Origin of the sequence: Brevibacillus massiliensis (assembly GCF_000311785.1) — a bacterium.
GTDB lineage: Bacteria > Bacillota > Bacilli > Brevibacillales > Brevibacillaceae > Brevibacillus_C > Brevibacillus_C massiliensis.
Genome location: NZ_HE978536.1, coordinates 380,046 through 398,118 on the forward strand (window position 1 = coordinate 380,046; position 18,073 = coordinate 398,118).

The 18,073-nt window shown below is 54.9% G+C and carries 20 protein-coding genes, 1 riboswitch and 1 other annotated feature; of the genes, 1 reads left to right on the top strand and 19 read right to left on the bottom strand.

Annotated elements, in window-relative coordinates:
* Positions 1-57: 57 nt before the first annotated feature.
* The 5 genes from pheA to HGBM_RS05740 are packed head-to-tail and all read right to left on the bottom strand — an operon-like array spanning position 58 to position 4,749.
* Positions 58-933 (bottom strand): prephenate dehydratase, encoded by an 876-nt coding sequence (gene pheA / locus HGBM_RS05720; RefSeq protein ID WP_019120131.1) that lies wholly within the window; start codon positions 931-933, stop codon positions 58-60.
* 19 nt (positions 934-952) lie between these two features.
* A complete protein-coding gene (thrB, locus tag HGBM_RS05725; protein WP_019120132.1) occupies positions 953-1,888 on the bottom strand; it encodes a homoserine kinase in 936 nt (311 codons plus the stop codon).
* Positions 1,889-1,893: 5 nt separating this feature from the next.
* Positions 1,894-2,976, bottom strand: coding sequence for a threonine synthase (thrC, locus tag HGBM_RS05730; RefSeq protein ID WP_019120133.1), 1,083 nt, complete (start codon positions 2,974-2,976; stop codon positions 1,894-1,896).
* Positions 2,973-4,277, bottom strand: coding sequence for a homoserine dehydrogenase (locus HGBM_RS05735; RefSeq protein ID WP_019120134.1), 1,305 nt, complete (start codon positions 4,275-4,277; stop codon positions 2,973-2,975). Before HGBM_RS05735 ends, thrC begins: the two co-directional genes overlap by 4 nt.
* Before the next feature lie 25 nt (positions 4,278-4,302).
* Entirely contained in the window at positions 4,303-4,749 is a 447-nt protein-coding gene (locus HGBM_RS05740; RefSeq protein WP_019120135.1) for an ACT domain-containing protein, read from the bottom strand.
* 174 nt (positions 4,750-4,923) lie between these two features.
* Between HGBM_RS05740 and HGBM_RS30930 the strand changes: the two genes are divergently transcribed.
* On the top strand, positions 4,924-5,085 hold the full coding sequence (locus HGBM_RS30930) for a hypothetical protein (protein WP_154653321.1): 162 nt from the start codon (positions 4,924-4,926) through the stop codon (positions 5,083-5,085).
* A gap of 66 nt (positions 5,086-5,151) precedes the next feature.
* Positions 5,152-5,264: riboswitch (SAM riboswitch) on the bottom strand.
* A gap of 86 nt (positions 5,265-5,350) precedes the next feature.
* On the opposite strand, the gene obgE is transcribed toward HGBM_RS30930, so the two are convergent.
* From obgE to minC, 14 genes are all read right to left on the bottom strand, one after another.
* The gene (gene obgE / locus HGBM_RS05750; RefSeq protein ID WP_019120137.1) at positions 5,351-6,628 is read right to left on the bottom strand and encodes a GTPase ObgE; all 1,278 of its coding nucleotides are present in this window, start codon (positions 6,626-6,628) and stop codon (positions 5,351-5,353) included.
* A 12-nt stretch (positions 6,629-6,640) separates the two neighbouring features.
* Positions 6,641-7,228 carry a Spo0B domain-containing protein gene (locus HGBM_RS05755; protein ID WP_019120138.1) on the bottom strand — a complete coding sequence of 196 codons (588 nt, stop codon included), beginning with the start codon at positions 7,226-7,228 and terminating at the stop codon, positions 6,641-6,643.
* Positions 7,229-7,466: 238 nt separating this feature from the next.
* Positions 7,467-7,760, bottom strand: coding sequence for a 50S ribosomal protein L27 (rpmA, locus tag HGBM_RS05760; RefSeq protein WP_026074235.1), 294 nt, complete (start codon positions 7,758-7,760; stop codon positions 7,467-7,469).
* A 2-nt stretch (positions 7,761-7,762) separates the two neighbouring features.
* The gene (locus HGBM_RS05765; protein ID WP_019120140.1) at positions 7,763-8,119 is read right to left on the bottom strand and encodes a ribosomal-processing cysteine protease Prp; all 357 of its coding nucleotides are present in this window, start codon (positions 8,117-8,119) and stop codon (positions 7,763-7,765) included.
* Positions 8,120-8,132: 13 nt separating this feature from the next.
* Positions 8,133-8,444 (bottom strand): 50S ribosomal protein L21, encoded by a 312-nt coding sequence (gene rplU, locus HGBM_RS05770; RefSeq protein ID WP_019120141.1) that lies wholly within the window; start codon positions 8,442-8,444, stop codon positions 8,133-8,135.
* Between the two features lie 13 nt (positions 8,445-8,457).
* Positions 8,458-8,543 (bottom strand) — a sequence feature (ribosomal protein L21 leader region).
* Between the two features lie 76 nt (positions 8,544-8,619).
* A complete protein-coding gene (locus HGBM_RS28805; RefSeq protein WP_019120142.1) occupies positions 8,620-10,557 on the bottom strand; it encodes a methyl-accepting chemotaxis protein in 1,938 nt (645 codons plus the stop codon).
* A 167-nt stretch (positions 10,558-10,724) separates the two neighbouring features.
* Positions 10,725-12,278, bottom strand: coding sequence for an Rne/Rng family ribonuclease (locus HGBM_RS26710; protein WP_019120143.1), 1,554 nt, complete (start codon positions 12,276-12,278; stop codon positions 10,725-10,727).
* A 69-nt stretch (positions 12,279-12,347) separates the two neighbouring features.
* A complete protein-coding gene (locus HGBM_RS05785) occupies positions 12,348-13,112 on the bottom strand; it encodes a hypothetical protein (RefSeq protein ID WP_019120144.1) in 765 nt (254 codons plus the stop codon).
* Between the two features lie 75 nt (positions 13,113-13,187).
* On the bottom strand, positions 13,188-14,030 hold the full coding sequence (locus tag HGBM_RS05790) for a M50 family metallopeptidase (RefSeq protein ID WP_019120145.1): 843 nt from the start codon (positions 14,028-14,030) through the stop codon (positions 13,188-13,190).
* Positions 14,023-14,793, bottom strand: a complete 771-nt coding sequence (locus tag HGBM_RS05795; RefSeq protein ID WP_019120146.1) for a M23 family metallopeptidase — start codon at positions 14,791-14,793, stop codon at positions 14,023-14,025. The genes HGBM_RS05790 and HGBM_RS05795 overlap by 8 nt, the downstream gene beginning before the upstream one ends.
* 154 nt (positions 14,794-14,947) lie before the next feature.
* Entirely contained in the window at positions 14,948-15,148 is a 201-nt protein-coding gene (locus HGBM_RS05800) for a cold-shock protein (protein ID WP_019120147.1), read from the bottom strand.
* 235 nt (positions 15,149-15,383) lie between these two features.
* Positions 15,384-16,517: a rod shape-determining protein RodA gene (rodA, locus tag HGBM_RS05805; protein ID WP_019120148.1), complete on the bottom strand. Its 1,134-nt coding sequence runs from the start codon at positions 16,515-16,517 to the stop codon at positions 15,384-15,386.
* Positions 16,518-16,574: 57 nt separating this feature from the next.
* On the bottom strand, positions 16,575-17,369 hold the full coding sequence (gene minD / locus HGBM_RS05810) for a septum site-determining protein MinD (RefSeq protein WP_026074236.1): 795 nt from the start codon (positions 17,367-17,369) through the stop codon (positions 16,575-16,577).
* A gap of 26 nt (positions 17,370-17,395) precedes the next feature.
* Positions 17,396-18,067, bottom strand: coding sequence for a septum site-determining protein MinC (minC, locus tag HGBM_RS05815; protein ID WP_019120150.1), 672 nt, complete (start codon positions 18,065-18,067; stop codon positions 17,396-17,398).
* Positions 18,068-18,073 lie beyond the last annotated feature (6 nt).

The following is an 18,073-nucleotide window of genomic DNA, read 5'->3' on the forward strand; positions in this document are numbered from 1 at the left end:
AAGAAAAAAGCGGTTCTCCCCTTGGGGACAACCGCATTTCCGTCATATGAGATGCGCCTAGCATGTTTCCTTGACAGTGTGCTGCTGAAGATAAGACGGGTACGTGCCAAGCTGACGCACCTGGCAGCCCAGTGCCTCAATTTCGGCGAAGGCTCCGGGCATCAGCACCTCATCCATGCGCTGCTCGATGTCGATGACAAAATGGTAGCTGCCGAGGCCCTTCTTCGTCGGCCGCGACTCGATTCGCGAGAGGTTGATTTTACGCCAGGCAAAAACGGCCAGAACCTGGTACAGCGCTCCCGGGAAATCCTCCGGCAGCGTGACCTGCACGGTCGTCTTCTCCCGCTCCGAGGGCGGCAATTCGATCGGCTGTTTGCCGACGAGCACAAACCGGGTGAAGTTATTCTGAAAATCCTCGATGTTTTGGCGGGCAAACACCAGCGGGTAGATCTCTGTCGTCAACCGGGGTCCGATCGCCGCAAGCGGTTCTTCCGGGTGGGCGCTCACGTACTGGGCCGCTGTCGCCGTGCTGTTCATGTACTCGATTTCGGCGTGCGGCAGGTGTTCCTGCAAAAAATTGCGGCATTGCGCAATCGCTTGGGGATGTGAGACGACCTTTTTGATTTCGGCGAACGAAAGGGGCTGCTCACGCCGGGCAACTACCAAATGTTGGGAAATGGGCATGGCCAACTCGGCTAAAATCGGCAGCTCTACCTCATGGAGCAGCCAATCGAGTGTAGAGGTGACAGAGCCTTCGATCGAATTTTCCAGGGGAACGACGCCGTATTCAATCTCGTCTTTGGAGACTGCAGCCAGTACGTCTACGATGCTGGGAAACGTCTTCAAGTGGTATTCCTGCTGAAAGGGAAAGGAACGGGCGGCCTCTTCCGTAAACGTCCCAAGCGGCCCTAATATCGCTATCTGCTTTGCCATGGTTCTCTCCTAACCGGTGCTATCTTGACAGATCCAGCACCTCTATCTCTGTACCTGACTGATCGGGCGCAAGCACCATTGTCCGGTAAGAGATGCCGTTATCAGCCATCGTCCGGGCGACAAACCGGAGCAGCGATTCGCGAGCAGATTCACCTGAGAAGAAAAACAGGGTCGTCGGTCCTGCTCCGCTGAGCGCCGCCCCGAGTGCTCCATGTTCGGAAGCATCAGCCAGCATCTCCGCAAGACCTGGAACCAGCGCTGACCGGTACGGCTGATGCAGGCGGTCGCGCATCGCCTCCGCCAGCAAATCCAAGCGGCCCTGCGCCAGCGCCGCCACCAGCAAGCTGCTGTGTCCGACGGCGTAGACCGCGTCCCGGCGCTCGTATTTGTCCGGCAGGGCCGAGCGGGCTTTTTCCGTGGAGAGCCAAAAATCGGGGATGACGACCAGCGTCTCCAACCCCTCGGGCACAGCCAGCCGGATATAAGGCACGGCCGCGTCTGCTTGCTCCGGCATCGCAGCTACCACGATGCCGCCGAACAGGGACGCACCGACGTTGTCGGGATGTCCCTCGCGGCGGCTTGCCATGGCGAACAGCTGCTCACGGCTGAAAGGTTCTCCGGCAAGCGCATTGGCGGCTGTCAATGCGGCGACGATCGCCGCTGCACTGCTTCCCAATCCCCGCGTCAACGGCACCTCTGTGCTTACAGTCAGATGCAGTTCAGGTACGCCGAGACCTGCTTGCTCAAACAGGTCTGCCGCTACTATATATAATAAGTTGCTTTTGTCTGCGGGTAAAGCCGTCAGTTCATCTCCGACCAGATGAATTTCCGTCTGCTCCGCCAGCCGCATCTCCAACGTGGTATACAATTGAAACGCCATCCCGATCGCGTCAAAGCCCGGACCCAGATTGGCCGTGCTCGCCGGTACTTTGACCCGTACCAACTTGTTCTTCACCGTATTCACCTGCTTTTTTGAATCAGAGCCAGAACGGCTTCTCGGGTCGCAGGAACCGCACTCGGCTCAGCTGCCACTGTTTTCATCGCGATATTGGGATCCTTCAGCCCATTTCCGGTAAGGACGCAGGCGATGGTCAAGTTGTCCGCCAATTTGCCGGCGCGGCGCAGCTTGATGATGCCGGCCAGGGAAGCCGCAGATGCCGGTTCGCAGAAGATGCCTTCCGAACGGGCCAGCATCTTGTACGCTTCCAGGATTTCGTCGTCGGTAACCGCTTCGATCTGCCCGTCCGACTCGCGCAGTGCACCCAGCGCACCCTCCTTGCTGGCCGGATTGCCGATCCGAATGGCGGTAGCGATCGTCTCCGGATTGGGCACCGGCTCGCCATGCACCAGCGGAGCGGCTCCAGCCGCCTGGAATCCAAACATCCGGGGCAGCGCTTCGATGCGGCCCGCCTGTTTATACTCCTTAAACCCTTTCCAGTAAGCGGTGATGTTTCCGGCATTGCCCACCGGGATCGCCAGGATATCCGGCGCCTGTCCAAGCGCATCGCAAATTTCAAAAGCGGCCGTCTTCTGCCCTTCGATCCGGTACGGATTGACCGAGTTGACCAGCGTGATCGGCTCGCGCTCGGTAATCTCCCTGACGATGTTCAGGGCTTCGTCGAAGTTGCCGTCGATGGCGATGACCTCTGCTCCGTACGCGATCGCCTGGGCGAGCTTGCCGAGCGCAATGTTGCCGCTTGGTATCAGTACGATGCAGCGCAGGCCGGACCGTGCCGCATAAGCGGCGGCAGCGGCCGAGGTGTTGCCGGTCGATGCGCACATGATCGTCGTGCTGCCCTCTTCCATCGCCTTCGCTACCGCCATCACCATACCGCGGTCCTTGAAGGAACCGGTTGGATTCAAACCTTCATATTTAAAATGGAGCTGCACGCCCCACTCTTTGGACAAATTGGGAGCGTAGATCAACGGAGTGCTGCCTTCATGCAGGCTTAGCTCGGGGGTCCGGTCCGTTACCGGCAAAAATTCCCGGTAACGGCTGATGATGCCTGATTGACGCTGTACGCTGGAATTGAATTGGCTCATTCTACGCTTCCTCCTTCTACGCGGTAACAGCTCTTCACTTCTGTTATCACCGACAGGTCGCTGAACGTGCCGATTACTTGGTCAAGCGAGCTCTTCGCTGCTACATGCGTCACCATGATGATCTCCGCCTGCTTTCCGCCGTTGTACGGCTGCTGCAGGACTTGTTCCAGGCTGATGTCCGCATCAGCCAGTATTTTGGTAATCTGGGCAAGCACCCCGCGTTCGTCGGCGACGATCAGACGCAGGAAGTATTTCGAAAGTTTTTTATCGTCGGTTTTCAATTTTTTCTCTTTGTAGGGAGCTACCATACCGCGTCCGTTCACTCCTAACTTCTTGTTTTTCACCACCGTCACCAGATCGGAGACGACCGCCGTCGCAGTGGGAAGTTCACCGGCGCCAGGCCCGTAGAACATCGTCTCGCCTACTGCTTCACCGTGTACGTAGACAGCGTTGAACACGCCGTTGACCGATGCCAGCGGATGCTCCTTGGGAATCATCGTCGGCTGAACGCTCACTTCGATTTCATCGTCGTCACGGCGGGCAAGCCCGAGCAGCTTGACGACGTAACCCAGTTTCTTTCCGTAAGCGATGTCTTCCTTGGTCACGCTGCTGATCCCTTTGACGTCTACTTCCGCCAATTCGACCGAAGCCCTGAATCCAAGCGTCGCAAGGATCGCCATCTTGCGGGCGGCATCCAGCCCTTCTACGTCAGAGGTGGGATCCGCTTCCGCGTAGCCGAGCTCTTGTGCTTCCTTCAGCACCTCGGCATAGTCAGCGCCTTCCTGGGTCATCTTCGTCAATATGTAGTTCGTCGTACCATTGACGATGCCCATCATTTTGGTGATCCGATCAGAGGAGAAGCCCTCTACCAGCGCCCGCAAAATCGGAATTCCGCCGGCAACGCTGGCTTCGTAAAAGACGTCACAGCCTCTCTCCTGAGCCTTTTGCAGGATTTCTGCGCCGTGCAGCGCCATCAAATCCTTGTTGGCGGTAACCACGTGCTTGCCGTGTTCAAGCGCCTGCAGAATGTATTCCTTGGCGGGCGAGATGCCGCCGATGACTTCTACGATCACGTCGATCTCCGGATCGGACAAAAGTTCATTTGCATCCGTCGTAATCCGATCTGACACCGTATCGATCGAGCGAGGCTTATCCTTGTCCTGTACGAGGATCTTGTGTATGTGAATGCCGAGCCCTGTCTGCTTCTGCAGATCTTCCTGATGGCCTTGAACTATGCGAACGACACCCGTTCCTACCGTTCCAAGCCCCAATAATCCCACATTGACTGTCTGTTTTTCCATCCCTTTTCCTCCTATCCTCATCCCATCAACCGCGGCCGATGATCGCCGCTTTGCGGACACCGTCCAAACGATGCAAGTTTTCCAAAAACTCGGTACTGGGAACCTTCAGTTTCGCCATATCGACCGACATGGAGACGCTGGCGATTCCTTGCAGGGGGATGGTCTGATTGATCGTCAGGATGCTCCCCCCGTTTTCTGCAACACATTGAAGCACTTTGGACAGGACGCCTGAGCGATCATCCAGCGTAAGGTGAATCGTCATAATCTGTTCGCTCATCAAGGCGTTAAACGGAAATATGCCATCCTTGTATTTGTAAAAGGCGCTGCGGCTGAGGCCGACTCGCTCAACCGCCTCGTTTACCGTATCCGCTTCACCTGAATCCAAAAGCTTCTTCACTTCAATCGTCTTTGCGATGGATTCGGGCAGGATGTCCGCACGGATCAAATAAAACTTTTCTTCCCGTTTACTCATTTGTCCTCCATGTGAATACATTTGTTTTTCTATAGAGGACATTATAACCAACTCCTTTCCCGGTGACAACCCCAAATTGTGAAAACATGCGAAAATGGGCCCTGCCCGCTTTTCCCGCCCCTACATGACTGCGACAGGTTCTGCGCAGACTAAAAGCCAGTACGAGAAAGCGAGGTGAATCAGATGGGCGGACGAGGCAAGTACGACAAATCGGAGCGCCGCAATAACCACCCCCCAGCCAAACCAAGCGATCTCGATCAGTTTGGCGGCGATATCAGGGGCAAGCGCATGTCGGCTTCATCCCGCGTCACGGAAGGCAACGAGCGCGGAGGCTGAACGGATAGAGAAAAAAGCCTTCTTCGGCAGTCGAAGAAGGCTTGGTTACATCCCGTAAGTCAAATCCTCTCATCTCTCAAAGCCGCCGCTTTGCAGGAATTGGCACCGTATCGCAGCTGACGGAAGCGATCGGTTGCCGGGCATCATCGGGCCAGTCCCTCCGCCTCTCTTGATAAGAAGTCGTATGAAATTGCCATTGTCTTGAAATTGACCTTATCTTACCCGGATTTTATCCGTTTGTCAATCACTTCAGGAAACAAAGCTCCTACTCGATAAAGTCAAATTCAAAATCGCCGATGCGAACCGTGTCGCCGTCTTTGGCTCCCCGTTCACGCAGCGCCTGATCGACGCCCATCGACCGCATCAACCGGGCAAACCGCTGGATCGAATCATAGCTGTTGAGATTGGTCATCTTGGCCAGCCTTTCGATTTTCTCTCCGCTGACGACAAAGACCTCATTCTCCTTGAAAATCTCGAACTGGGCCTGCTCCGGCTCCGCCTTGAAAATAACCCGCTCTTCCACGTCGGCAACCTCTTCCACTACCGGTTTGTCCGGAAGCTCGGCAAGCAGGTTGGCTGCTGCCCGCATCAGTTCATTCACACCCTGCCGGGTAGCGGCCGAAATCGCGTAAATCCGCGCATCGGGCACCTTTTCCCGGAAGCGCGCCAGGTGCTTCTCGGCGTCGGGCAAATCCATCTTGTTTGCCGCCACGATCTGCGGACGCTCCTCCAGACGGGCATTGTACCGTTTCAACTCTTCATTGATGCGCACGTAGTCCTCATAAGGGTCCCGTCCCTCCGAACCGGCCATGTCAAGGACGTGAATGATCAGCCTTGTACGCTCGACGTGGCGCAGGAACTGATGACCCAGCCCCACGCCTTCGTGAGCCCCTTCGATCAAGCCGGGAAGGTCGGCAAGCACGAAGCTCTGTTCTCCGAGGTCGACCACCCCGAGGTTGGGCGTTAGCGTGGTAAAATGGTAGGCACCGATTTTCGGGCGGGCAGCCGTAACGCTGGCCAGCAGTGTCGATTTGCCTACACTGGGGTAGCCTACCAAGCCGACATCGGCAAGCAGCTTTAATTCCAGGATCACATTGCGCTCCTGCCCCGGTTCGCCGTTCTCGGCAATCTCGGGAGCGGGATTGACCGAGGTGGCAAAGCGAATATTGCCGCGGCCGCCCCGTCCGCCTTTGGCGATGACGGCGCGCTGCCCGTGTTCGGTCAAATCGGCAATCACTTCGCCTGTATCTGCATCGCTGACCACCGTCCCCGGCGGCACCCGCACTTCAAGGTCTTCTGCGCCTGCGCCGTGCTGCGACTTGTTGCGGCCGTTCTCGCCGCGCGCGGCCTTGAAATGGCGCTGATAGCGGAAATCGATAAGCGTACGCAGCCCCTCATCGACGACGAATACGACGTTGCCGCCGCGGCCGCCGTCTCCTCCGGCCGGTCCGCCCAAGGGAACGTATTTTTCACGCCGGAAGGAAACGGCACCATTGCCTCCGTCTCCGCCTTTTACATATATTTTCACCTGATCGACAAACATTCGTTCACCTCATTACGTCTGGCAGGGGAAAAGAAATTCCGCTACCCATTCCGCTTCACTATGTATCGATGTGATTACAGAGGCACCCAATCCGTTCACCCTGCCGATGATTGGTTGGATGTCCGGCTTTGCCGACTGGGGCAAGCCTTCAGCCAGGTCAAAGCGAAGTTGTACCGCCGTTTCCTTGGCAGCCTGAAAAGAGACGAGCAAGCTCGCCGGCTCTGCCAGATCCTCTCTGACATGCTTCATCACGGCAAATACGAGATCGCTGACGAAGTGGAACAGGTCGTTTGCATCCACCCGCAGCCGAGCCAGATTTACCTTGTGATCTGCCTCTACTTCAAGCTGCAGCTTGCTGTGCAACGCATTGAACGTCAAGAAAAAAACAGACAGGAGGGGGGAATTGATTCTGGCTATTCCGCTTTCAAGGTGGGTCTTCTCGGTGATGCGGCGCAAGTAAGCCGTCCCCTCTTCCACTCTTCCCAATTGGAGCAGACAGAGCAGCACCTGGATATGGTTTAACCAGTCGTGTCGCTGCTGGTTCAGCACTGTTAACAACAGATCGGCCTGCCGGGTGAAAACCTTTTGCTGTTCGTTCATTTTTCCCCACCAAACACTCGTATTTTCTACCGTATCAGCAAGGTTATACTTGGCTGACTTGTCTTTCTCGCACGGTATGACGCAGTTCCTCGGCGTTCGCATCAGATGTGGCACGACTCTTCGATACCGCTTCTGCTGAAGATGACTCGAATCCATCGATTCTCTATTCTAACACAAGATGGTCCGCGCAAAAAGAAAACCCAGCGTCTAGGCTGGGTTTTTCTTGATCGTCACGATTTTAGGCTTCAACCGCTACGGGTTCGATCACAACTTGTTTACGATCGCGGCCCAGGCGCTTAAAGCGAACCACACCATCCACTTTGGCAAACAGTGTGTCGTCGCCGCCGATGCCTACGTTCGCACCAGGGTAGATTTTCGTTCCGCGTTGGCGAACGAGGATGTTGCCTGCCAGCACAAATTGACCGTCACCGCGTTTGGTACCCAGTCGTTTCGCGATCGAATCGCGACCGTTCTTCGTGGAACCTACCCCTTTTTTCGAGGCGAAATACTGCAGATCAACAGTAAAAAGCATGTTCATGTTGTAGCACCTCCTTGCCATTTGGTATCGTGTACAGTAAGAAACGTTCCGTACTGCTGAGACACGCTGTATAAAGAGACGACCAAACTTTCGGCCAGCAGTTGCTGTTTCTCATGGACCGCCTGGTCGGCAGTGCGCTCCAGACGCCAGCGGAGAAACCCGCCTTCCCGTTCCGCCTGCTCTACTTGCGGAGTAATCCCCAGCAAGGCGTGGACGGCGTTCAAGGTGCCAAAGCTGATCGCTGATACAGCGGAACAGACGATATCTTTCCCATACTCGGCTGCATGAGCATGTCCCGAGATGGTAATTTCTTCAATATCCCCACCATCTCGCTTAACCGTTGCCAGAATCATCTTCCCACCAAAATTACGCGTTGATTTTTTCAATCACGACTTTGGAGTACGGTTGACGATGGCCTTGTTTGCGGCGGTAGTTCTTTTTGGCTTTGTATTTAAACACCGTGATTTTCTCACCTTTGCCGTGTTTTTCTACTTTGCCTGTAACCGTCGCCCCTGCTACAGTAGGAGTACCAGCTGCTACCTTGCCGTCTTTGCTGACCAGCAGCACTTTGTCGAAAGTGACAGTCTCTCCTTCGCCGGAAGCCAGCTTCTCGATGAAGAGTACGCTGCCTTCTTCCACTTTGTACTGTTTGCCGCCAGTTTCAATGATTGCGTACATTCTCTTTGCACCTCCCTATACCAAGACTCGCCTCATTCAGGTGTGATTTCCCGAAGAAAATCAACTTGGCAGACCCGTTTCGTGCGGTTACAGCATGCTTGAGGTGTCAAGCATCCTTGTATAACAAACAATAGGATATCACAGGCGAATGCTTTCGTCAAGGATCTTGTCCCGTTTACACTTCAAACTTGTTGATTACCGACTGCAGGTCATTTGCCATCTGGTTCAACTGGTGCACAGCAGAAGATATTTCCTCGATATAGGCCAGCTGCTCCTCCGTGGTGGCAGCGACACCCTGGGTGTTAGCGGAGGATTCCCTGGCGATCCGGGCCAGCTCCTCGACCGAAGCGGCCACTTGCTGCGAACTGGCCGAGAGATTTTCCGTCACGGCAGAGACCTGCTGGATTTGCGAAGCGACATTCTGGATCGAGGCGTAGATCCGCTGGAATGCTTCACCAGCTTCGTTGATAATTCCCATGCCCAGATCTACCTCTTGCGTGCCTTTGTTCATCGCTTCCACGGCCCGGTTGGTGTCTGTCTGGATTTCTGTGATCATACTCGTGATCTGGCGGGCCGATTCACCTGTCTGTTCGGCCAGCTTGCGGACTTCGTCAGCGACGACGGCAAATCCTCTGCCGTGTTCCCCGGCCCGTGCCGCTTCGATGGTGGCGTTAAGCGCCAGCAGGTTGGTTTGCGCTGAGATGTCCGTGATCGTGCCTACGATCTTGCCGATGTCGCGGGAGCGCTCGTTCAGCGCCTTGATCATGGCAGCCGTGTCTCCCACAGAGGATTTGATCGCCCCCATCTGGCTGACGGCCCGCTGCAGCGAATCGTTCCCCTGCTCGGCTTCTCTGGCCGTCTCCTGCGAGGCTTCTGCTACCTGTGAAGAGGATTCGCTGATGTTCATGATGCCGCTGACCATCTCGTTGATGGCTTGCTTGCTTTCCTCCACGCCCTGCACCTGTGCATCGGCGCCCGACGCTACTTCTTCAATCATCTCGGCGATCTGGTTGATTGCCACTTTCGTCTGTTCCGTACTTTGCGACAGTTCATCCGATGAAGTGGTCACTTTCCCGCTGGCATGCTGCACCTGAATGATCAGAGCCCGGATGTTCGCAGCCATCTGGTTGAAGGAGACGGCCAACATCCCCACTTCGTCCATGCTCTTGACTTCAATCTGCTGGTTGAGCTTGCCGCGGGCGATTTCCTGGGCGGCCGTGCCGACAAGCCGCAGCGGACCCAGAATCGATCTGGTCACCATCCCACCGACCACCACTGTCAACACGGCAGCGACGATCGCGAGAGAAATTTGCACGATGTAGATTTTTTGCTGCAGCGCCTGTGCTTCCTGGTAGTTTTCCTCTGCCATGCTGCTGTTGCTCGCGACCACATCTTGCAGGTATTTCGTCAGCGCGCTGATTTTCGCTGCAAGGTTGGTGTTGTAGGTGCTGATGGCGATGCTCATGCCTGTGCCGCTCCCTACTGCCTCATTGCCTTTCTGGATCCAGTCGAGAATCTTGTTCAAATCGCTTTCGTAACCATTCCAGATGATGTTGAAGGTATCCAGGTCATCCTTGCTAATCCCGTAAATGTCCTGCTTGTGCTTCAACAGTTCAATTTCCTGCTTGACGTTATCTCGGATCCCCTGTATCGGCTTGACCTGACCCGCAGCCAACGCGGGCTGCAGCAGCAGCGCGGAGGCGATCGTTCCGTTTAACTTCTCGAAATCGGAAGAGAGGTGCATCATTTCGGATACGGAAATCAAGCGGTTTTGATACATGTCCTCGATTACTTGCAGCGATTTTGTGCCGGAGTACAAACCTGTCCCGCCAACCGCAAGCAAAATGCACAGGATCAAGGCGTATGATCCGTACAGCCTGAAGATCAGCTTCATGCCCTTCCTGGGCTTCTTGGTCGCACTGCCTTGTCCTCCTGACGGCCCGTCCGCTGCCAGGGCGGCCGCAGCGCTTGTGCTTTCACCCGGCTGCTCAGGCATTAGCTGCTTATCTTTTTGCCTGCCGATGAGTTTGCCAACCGAAAAATAGCTTTTTCTTGGAGCTTTTGGCAGCTTCCATTTTGACTTTTTTGTCAGTTTACGAAATAAGTCCTTCAATCCGGTTAACCTCCTTGGTACGATGCGACAACCTAAAACTACTACCATTTCTATTACCTTTCTTTCGACTGTCGAAACCTGATTATTTTTGACTTTTTGAAAACAGGCATGAGAACGATGTCTTTTCCTGCAAAAAAATTCCCCGCAAAGCGCGGGGAGGGGGGGAGCTATACTTGATGCCGGCTTGAATCGCCAATGAATTTTGCCTCGCCTGCCTCCAAAGCAAGCAGTCTGTCTGCCTCCTGCTTTGTTCCTGTGTAGCGCACCCGGTAGGCGTGTACGGGCAGCCTTGCTTCGGGCAGCAGGTGAAGCCGGATCTGCAAGTCTTGTTCGACGCGCTGACTCCGTGCTGTGCCGTCAACCGGTTCCTGCCAGTGGCGGGCAAGCTCGGCTGACAGTTCGACCACGACAGCTTCGGCCTCGCCTGTCTTTACCAGGGCGCGTATCTCCCGCTCCAGCCTGCGACTGACTTCAGCAAGGGACAGCACCCTGCCTTTTCCGCCGCAGGTCGGACACGGACTGGTCAGCGCTTCGGACAGGCTCTGCCGGACCTTTTTGCGCGTCAATTCCACCAGCCCCAGTTTGGTCAGGCCAAGCACGCTGGTGACTGTCCGGTCCCTCGCCAGTTCGCTTTCCAGCTCGGCGAGCAGGCGCGCTTGATTGGCGCTCGACTTCATGTCGATAAAGTCGATGATGACAATTCCGCCGATGTCTCTCAGCCGCAACTGGCGGGCAATCTCCCTGGCCGCCTCCAGATTGGTCCGGGTGACCAGCTCCTCCAATTGCATCGAAGCGCCTCCGGTGAACTTGCCGGTGTTGACATCGATCACGGTCATCGCTTCCGTCCGGTCGATCACGATGGAACCGCCGCTTTTCAACCACACTTGGCGCCGCAGCGCCTTGTCGATTTCCGCCTCCACCGCATACTGCTCAAACAGCGGCAGCTTCCCTTGGTAAAGCGACAAGCGGTCGGCCAAATCGGGATAAAAAGAGAGCAGCATTTGTTTTACTCGCTGAAATGTAGGCCCGTGATCGACGATCAACTCGTCCACATCCGCAGAAAACAAGTCCCTTACCGCACGCGTGATCAGGTCGTCCCCCGGATGCACCAGCACAGGCAGTTTTTTGGCAGCCGCCGCGGCAAGTGCCTCGCTCCAGACGGATCTCAGATAGCACAGCTCATCGGCGATCCGCTGCTCGTCGGCTCCCTCTGCCTGCGTCCGAAAAATGACTCCCTCCGAACCCGTGAGCAGCCGGGCGGCCGTTTGCTCCAGCCGTTTCCGCTCCGCCGGGGCCTGAATGCGCCGGGAAATGGAAATGCGGGCTGAATCGGGAAGATAGACAAGCATTCGGCCCGGTATGCTGATCTCCGTCGTCACCCGGGCCGCTTTTGTCCCCTGCGCTTCCTTCATCACCTGGACCAGCCGCTCTTCCCCGACTTGCACCAGATGGCGAATGTTGGGCTTCTCCTTGCCCTGCCGATTTGCCTTCTGCCCGGGAGGTATGGCATCGTCTATGTACATGTAGGCGTTTTTATCCGCGCCGATGTCGAGAAACGCCGACTGTGCCGAAGGCAGCACATTGACGACACGGGCGCGGTAGATGTTGCCGACAAGCTGGTCTGTTTTGCCCGTCTCCACATGCAAGTCTTCCAGCCGTCCCTGTACGAGGACGGCGATTCGCGACAGGTTTTTTTCGCTGCTGATCAGTATCTGCTTCAAAAGAAACCTCCTTCGTCATATCCCTTCCTCTATCATACCATGGCGCGAGGAAAGAGAACAAAACGGCACCTAACCGCGGATGCGCAGCAGCGAAAGCATCAGGGCAAGCTGCAGTCCAGAGGCTACGAAGTCGTAAGCGATCAGCAAGATCAAAAACGGCAGCGGAAACCAAAGTCCATTGATCAGCAGGGCGAATACGGCCGCGCAGGCGATAATGGCGATGATGATGAAGGCGGTATCGGGCAGCCGGCGGCGAAAGTAGTGCCTCGCCTGCCCAAACGAAGCCGCAAGTGACAGGTCGTCTGTCACGATGGTAAATTCCAGGTAGACGAACAGAATCCGCAGCCATAGGAATACCACCAGGAAAAGCAGTCCGCCAACCAGCCCCAGCGTAATCAAAAACAGGCCCCCCGCAGCGAGAAAGACAAGCATGATGAGCAGCTGCAAAACAAAAAAACGCGCAAAGTAATGAACCGCTCCCCTGAAGAAATGCTCGAGCGATATCCGGCGGTCTTCCGCCGCTTTTTGCAGCAAGGAGATAAATCCCCCTTGAAAGAAGGCACTCAGCATCATGAACAAGACAAATAACAATATGGCCGCAAACGGAGCCGCTTCGCTAAAGTTAAATTGGATGCCGCCGGGCATAAATTGTCTGTCCAGCAGAGAACTGACGGATGGCAGCCCGATGTTGAGGGTCAATTTGAGCGTCAGTTTCGAACCCCCGGAAAAACCGTAGACAGCCAACCCCACCAAAAAACCGAACAGATCCAAAACAATCGGAACGAGCGCCAGCAAAAGCTGCCGCCGCAGCTTGAAAAAAGCGTCTGAAATCATCGAATCCCTCCTTGCTCCCGTGTGTCGTTCACCTACACATTAGACACATCAGGAAGAAAAAGGTTTCGATCGCAGTCAGATCAACTTGCTTAAGGGGGCGTGGTGCTTTTGTTCAAACAGCAGGGCATTCAGCAGCTGCTCCTCCCACAGCAGGGCGCCATTTCCTCCCTCGATGAAAAACAGGTGGTAATAGCCCCGCTTCAAATGGTGGGACGCTTCCATCACAGTAACGGTCGGAGCCAGCGAAACGGAGCGCAGATTGGACAGTTCCGGATTGATTGCGTGCTTCCCCATGAGAAAGCGGAGAAACTGATAGGGAAAGCGGACGAAGGCCTGCGCGTTGACGACAGTCAGGTACACAGCGACAGCCATGAGGTTGAGATGCCAGTAGAGAAAACCGAGCCCGAACAGCGCTGCGGCAAACAGGACGCTTGCCCCGATCGACAGCAGTCCCGCCTTTCTGTATGGCAAGCGGTAACAGAGCAGCGCCTGGAGAATCCTCCCTCCGTCGAGGGGCCAGATCGGCAGCAGATTGAAGCCGGCGATCATCAGATTGCTGTTGATAAAAAAAACGGTCCAGGCCTCGGACCAAATCCCCATCCACCAGAACATGAGCGAGCAAAAAATCATTGCGACATTCATAAATGGGCCGGCCAGGGCAATGACAATCTCTTCAAGCGGGTCAGCGGCAAGGTCCTCCTCCATCGTCGCCACCCCGCCGAAGGGCAGCAGTTGGATCTCTGCCACCCGCCACCCCAGTTCGCGGGCTGCGGCAACATGGCCCAGTTCGTGAATGATCACGATCACGAACAACGTCAATGTCTCCATGAAGTATCCGGCTGCCAGGGAAATGCCGATCACTGCCCAAAACAGCAGATGGATGCGGATGACGACACCGAAGCATCTCCACTCAGTCAACCGCGATCACGTCCAGCGGATTGACAAAAGTATCTCTCTCCTTCAGAGCGACAAATAGGTAGCTCGACGATTCGTCGACTGTTTTGATTGCGCCCAGCAGGTCCCCCTGCTTGACCCAGTCATTGACAGCGACGTGCACCTGGGCAAAATTGCCGTACCAGACTTCACGCCCTCTGCCGTACTGCACGATGACCGTTTCACCCATGCCCGATTTCTCGCCGATGAACGTGACCCAACCAGGCTCTTTATTGATGACATCGCTCTCTGACCCGAGGTCAAACACGACGTGTACGCTTGTCGGATCAAACGGCTTGACCAGCCTCCACTCATGCGGCATCTGCCAGAGGGCCACTTTTGCAGGAGTCGGCGCAGCCGCCGTTTTGGACGATTGCAGCGCGGGCAAGACGCTTGGCGACAAGCCCAATTTTGACTGAAGCCAGGCTGCCGAGCCCTCAAAATTAAAATCCCGCTGCATGACATCACGAGCTGCCGTCTTCCAGGTCTCCGGCAGGGGCAGTGATGTTTTGAAGATGACAAAGGCGACGCCCATGAGCAGCAGGGAAACAGCCACCTGAATGCTAAACCTCTCTCGTGGAGGCATCTCCTTGCGGGAACGGAATTCAGCCGGACCCGCTGTGAACGGCTCCTCGGCAGGATCGCTCAGCTCGTGCAGATAGGGAGGCAGGCTGTCCCTCATCTGCAGTCTGATCCGCTCCATTCGTTCATGCCGCCGTTCTTTTACGCGGTCCACTTCTCCAAACATCAGGCATCCCCCCTTAAGGCCGAGCTTTGTACATCATATGACTTGTCTACCTGCTTTATGCTGTAAGGAGGGGACAAGGTGCCGCCTTCGCATCAATGTGAACCAAAAAAGCAGTCCCTCCGAAGAGAGACTGCTTTTACTTGTCGTGTTTGGCTTACAGTTTTACAACGTTAGCCGCTTGCGGTCCACGGCTTCCTTGAACGATTTCAAATTCGACTTTTTGGCCTTCTTCCAAGGTTTTGAAGCCTTGGCTTTGGATTGCGCTGTAGTGGACGAATACATCTTCGCCGCCTTCTACTTGAATGAAACCAAAACCTTTTTCTGCGTTAAACCATTTTACAGTACCTTGTTGCATGGAAAAACCTCCCAAAAATGTTCGCCCAGATCCGGACGAGAAATGCGTTAACCTTTTTACCAGATGTTCTTTCATGTATGGAAAAAAGCCGCCCTAAAAGAGATTTGATCACATGGTGACGTATCTCTTAACAGGTACGGCTTATCAACCAATCCATCAAATCACTTGTATTAGTAAGTAAAATGGTTAACTTACTCCTGATGATAGCATACTTCTACGCTTTTGTCACGCGCCATTAATCAAACATCAGCGCCTTTTTTCGCATCCCGATGTTCAGGACAATCCCCATGATGAAAAAGTTGGTGACTATCGAACTGCCGCCGTAACTGATAAACGGCAGCGGGATTCCGGTGATCGGCATCAGCTGTATGGTCATGCCGATGTTTTCAAACACTTGGAATGTCAGCATCCCTACTACCCCTGCCACGATGTAGGTCCCGAACGGATCCCGCGCCTCCATCGCGATCCGGATCAGGCGATAGATCAGCAGGAAGAACAGGATCATCAACAACCCGCCGCCGATAAATCCCATCTTTTCCCCGAGTACGGTAAAAATAAAGTCGCTTTCACCTACAGGCACCCAGCCGTAGCTCGCCTGGGTGGCAGTCGTGAACCCCTTGCCCGACAGCTGTCCCGATCCGATGGCGATCAGTGACTGAATCAACTGAAATCCGAATCCTTTGGCATCCTCATAGGGGTCAATCCAGTAGACGATCCGGTTCCACTGATACTGTTTGATGATTTTAAAAAACAAGTTCTGATCGTACTCATACAACAGCGCCATCGCGGCGAAAAACAGACCGACGCAGCAGCCGATCATCGCCACATGCCGCAGCCGAATCCCGCCGACGATCAGCATCGTCGCCAGAAATCCGGCATACACCATCGCCGTCCCCAAATCAGACTGCTTCAAAATGAGCAGCATCGGCACCCCGACCACCAAGCAGACGGAAAGAAGCTGCGGAAGGGTCTGAATTGGTTTCAGATGATTCTCCTGCTGTTTGGCCATCATCCGGGCCACCGCGACAATGACAAACAATTTCATCGGTTCCGAGGGTTGGAACAAAATCGGCCCCAGCTTGTACCAGCTGTGTGCGCCGTAGATCGGTTCGGTAAACAGCACCCCGATCAACAGGACAATTCCAATTCCGTACGCGAAATACGCCAATCCCTGGTACACGCGGTAATCAAACAGGAGTGTCACAAACAAGATGACAAAACCGAGGACATACCAGATAATCTGCTTCACTGCGACTTCGGGTGCCGTGCCTGACCCTGAGATCCCGAGGTAACTGAATACGCCGAGGCAGAGCAAGATGACAAGTATCACCCAATCAAGTTCCTTGAGGTAGCGTTTTTCCAAACCCATTCGTTCTCCTCCAAAAAAAGAAACAGGAGGCCTCCCCTGTCCCGTTTTCCCTCAGTCCTATTTAAATCCGAAGAACTTGCGCATTTTGGTGAACACGCCTTTTTTCTCTTCGAGAGGAAGCAGAGGAACCGATTCACCCAGCAGCCGTCTCGCTATGTTGCGGTAAGCAATCGAAGCGCGGGCCTCGTGGTTCATCACTGCCGGTTCACCCGAGTTGGCGGACTTGATGATAAAATCATCATCGGGTACAACGCCAATCAAGTCAATGGCTAAAACAGCCAATATATCTTCCACATCCAGCATATCCCCACTTTTTACCATATGCGAGCGAACACGGTTGATGATTAGTTTCGGCATCCCGACGCGCTCCCGCTCCAACAAGCCGATGATCCGGTCCGCATCCCGAACGGCAGCTTTTTCCGGTGTGGTAACGACGATCGCCTGATCTGCCCCGGCGACGGCATTACGGAAGCCCTGCTCGATACCGGCCGGACAATCGACGATGACATAGTCGAATTCGCGCTTCAATTGGGTGACAATCTCACTCATCTGTTCCGGGGTAATCGCGTTTTTATCCCTGGTCTGGGCGGCAGGCAAAAGGGCCAAACTCTCAAAGCGTTTGTCTGCAATCAGCGCCTTCTGCAGCGCGCACGTTCCTTCCGCTACATCGATCAAGTCAAACAGTATGCGGTTTTCAAGTCCCATTACTACGTCTAAATTGCGTAAACCAATATCCGTGTCTACCAAACACACTTTTTGTCCATTCAGCGCCAAAGCACTTCCAATATTTGCCGAGGTGGTGGTCTTTCCCACTCCCCCCTTGCCAGAAGTTACGACAATTGCGATACCCACTTTGTCTTCCCCCTCTTCATGCCGCCTCAAGCTTTCTTTCTCCCCAGGTCGGGCCGAACACGGTGCAAGTAATTCATCTTGGCCACCAACATCTTGTCATCCTCCAGGTAGGCAAACTCTGCGCTTCCCGTCGTTTTGGCCCACTCTTCTCCAGGCCGGCTGATGACTTCTCCAATCCGCAGTTGGGTCGGATTCATCACAGATGCTGCTATGATCGCCTCTCTGTCTCCGCTGCATCCGGCGTGGGCAACCCCGCGCAGGCTGCCCAGCACAAAGATGCTGCCTGTGCACTTGACTACGCCGCTGGGATTTACATCGCCGAGCAGCAAAATATCACCGTCAAACTCCAGTACCTGGCCGGACCGAACCGTCCGGGTCTCTATTGTAAAGGTGGATTTCAACCGCTCTGCAAACGCCTCTTCCTTCGAGATGACGTCGGCATCTATCAGATGGATCACCAGATTTCCCCGCTGCCGGATAATCTGCGTCAACAGCTCCTGCTCCTCCGGCGTGCAGTACCGCTTGCCCAGCTTGACCGTCACGCGTATCAGCGGTCCGCTGAGGATCTGCTGGTGACTGTGCTCAATTTTTTCGCGCAAATCGGCGACCAGCTCTTCAAAGGAACAGGTATCGTCCATAAAAAAGACAAGCCCGTTTTTCGTGCCTTTTATCGTCACCTTGCTTTTTGTTATCGTCATGGTCCC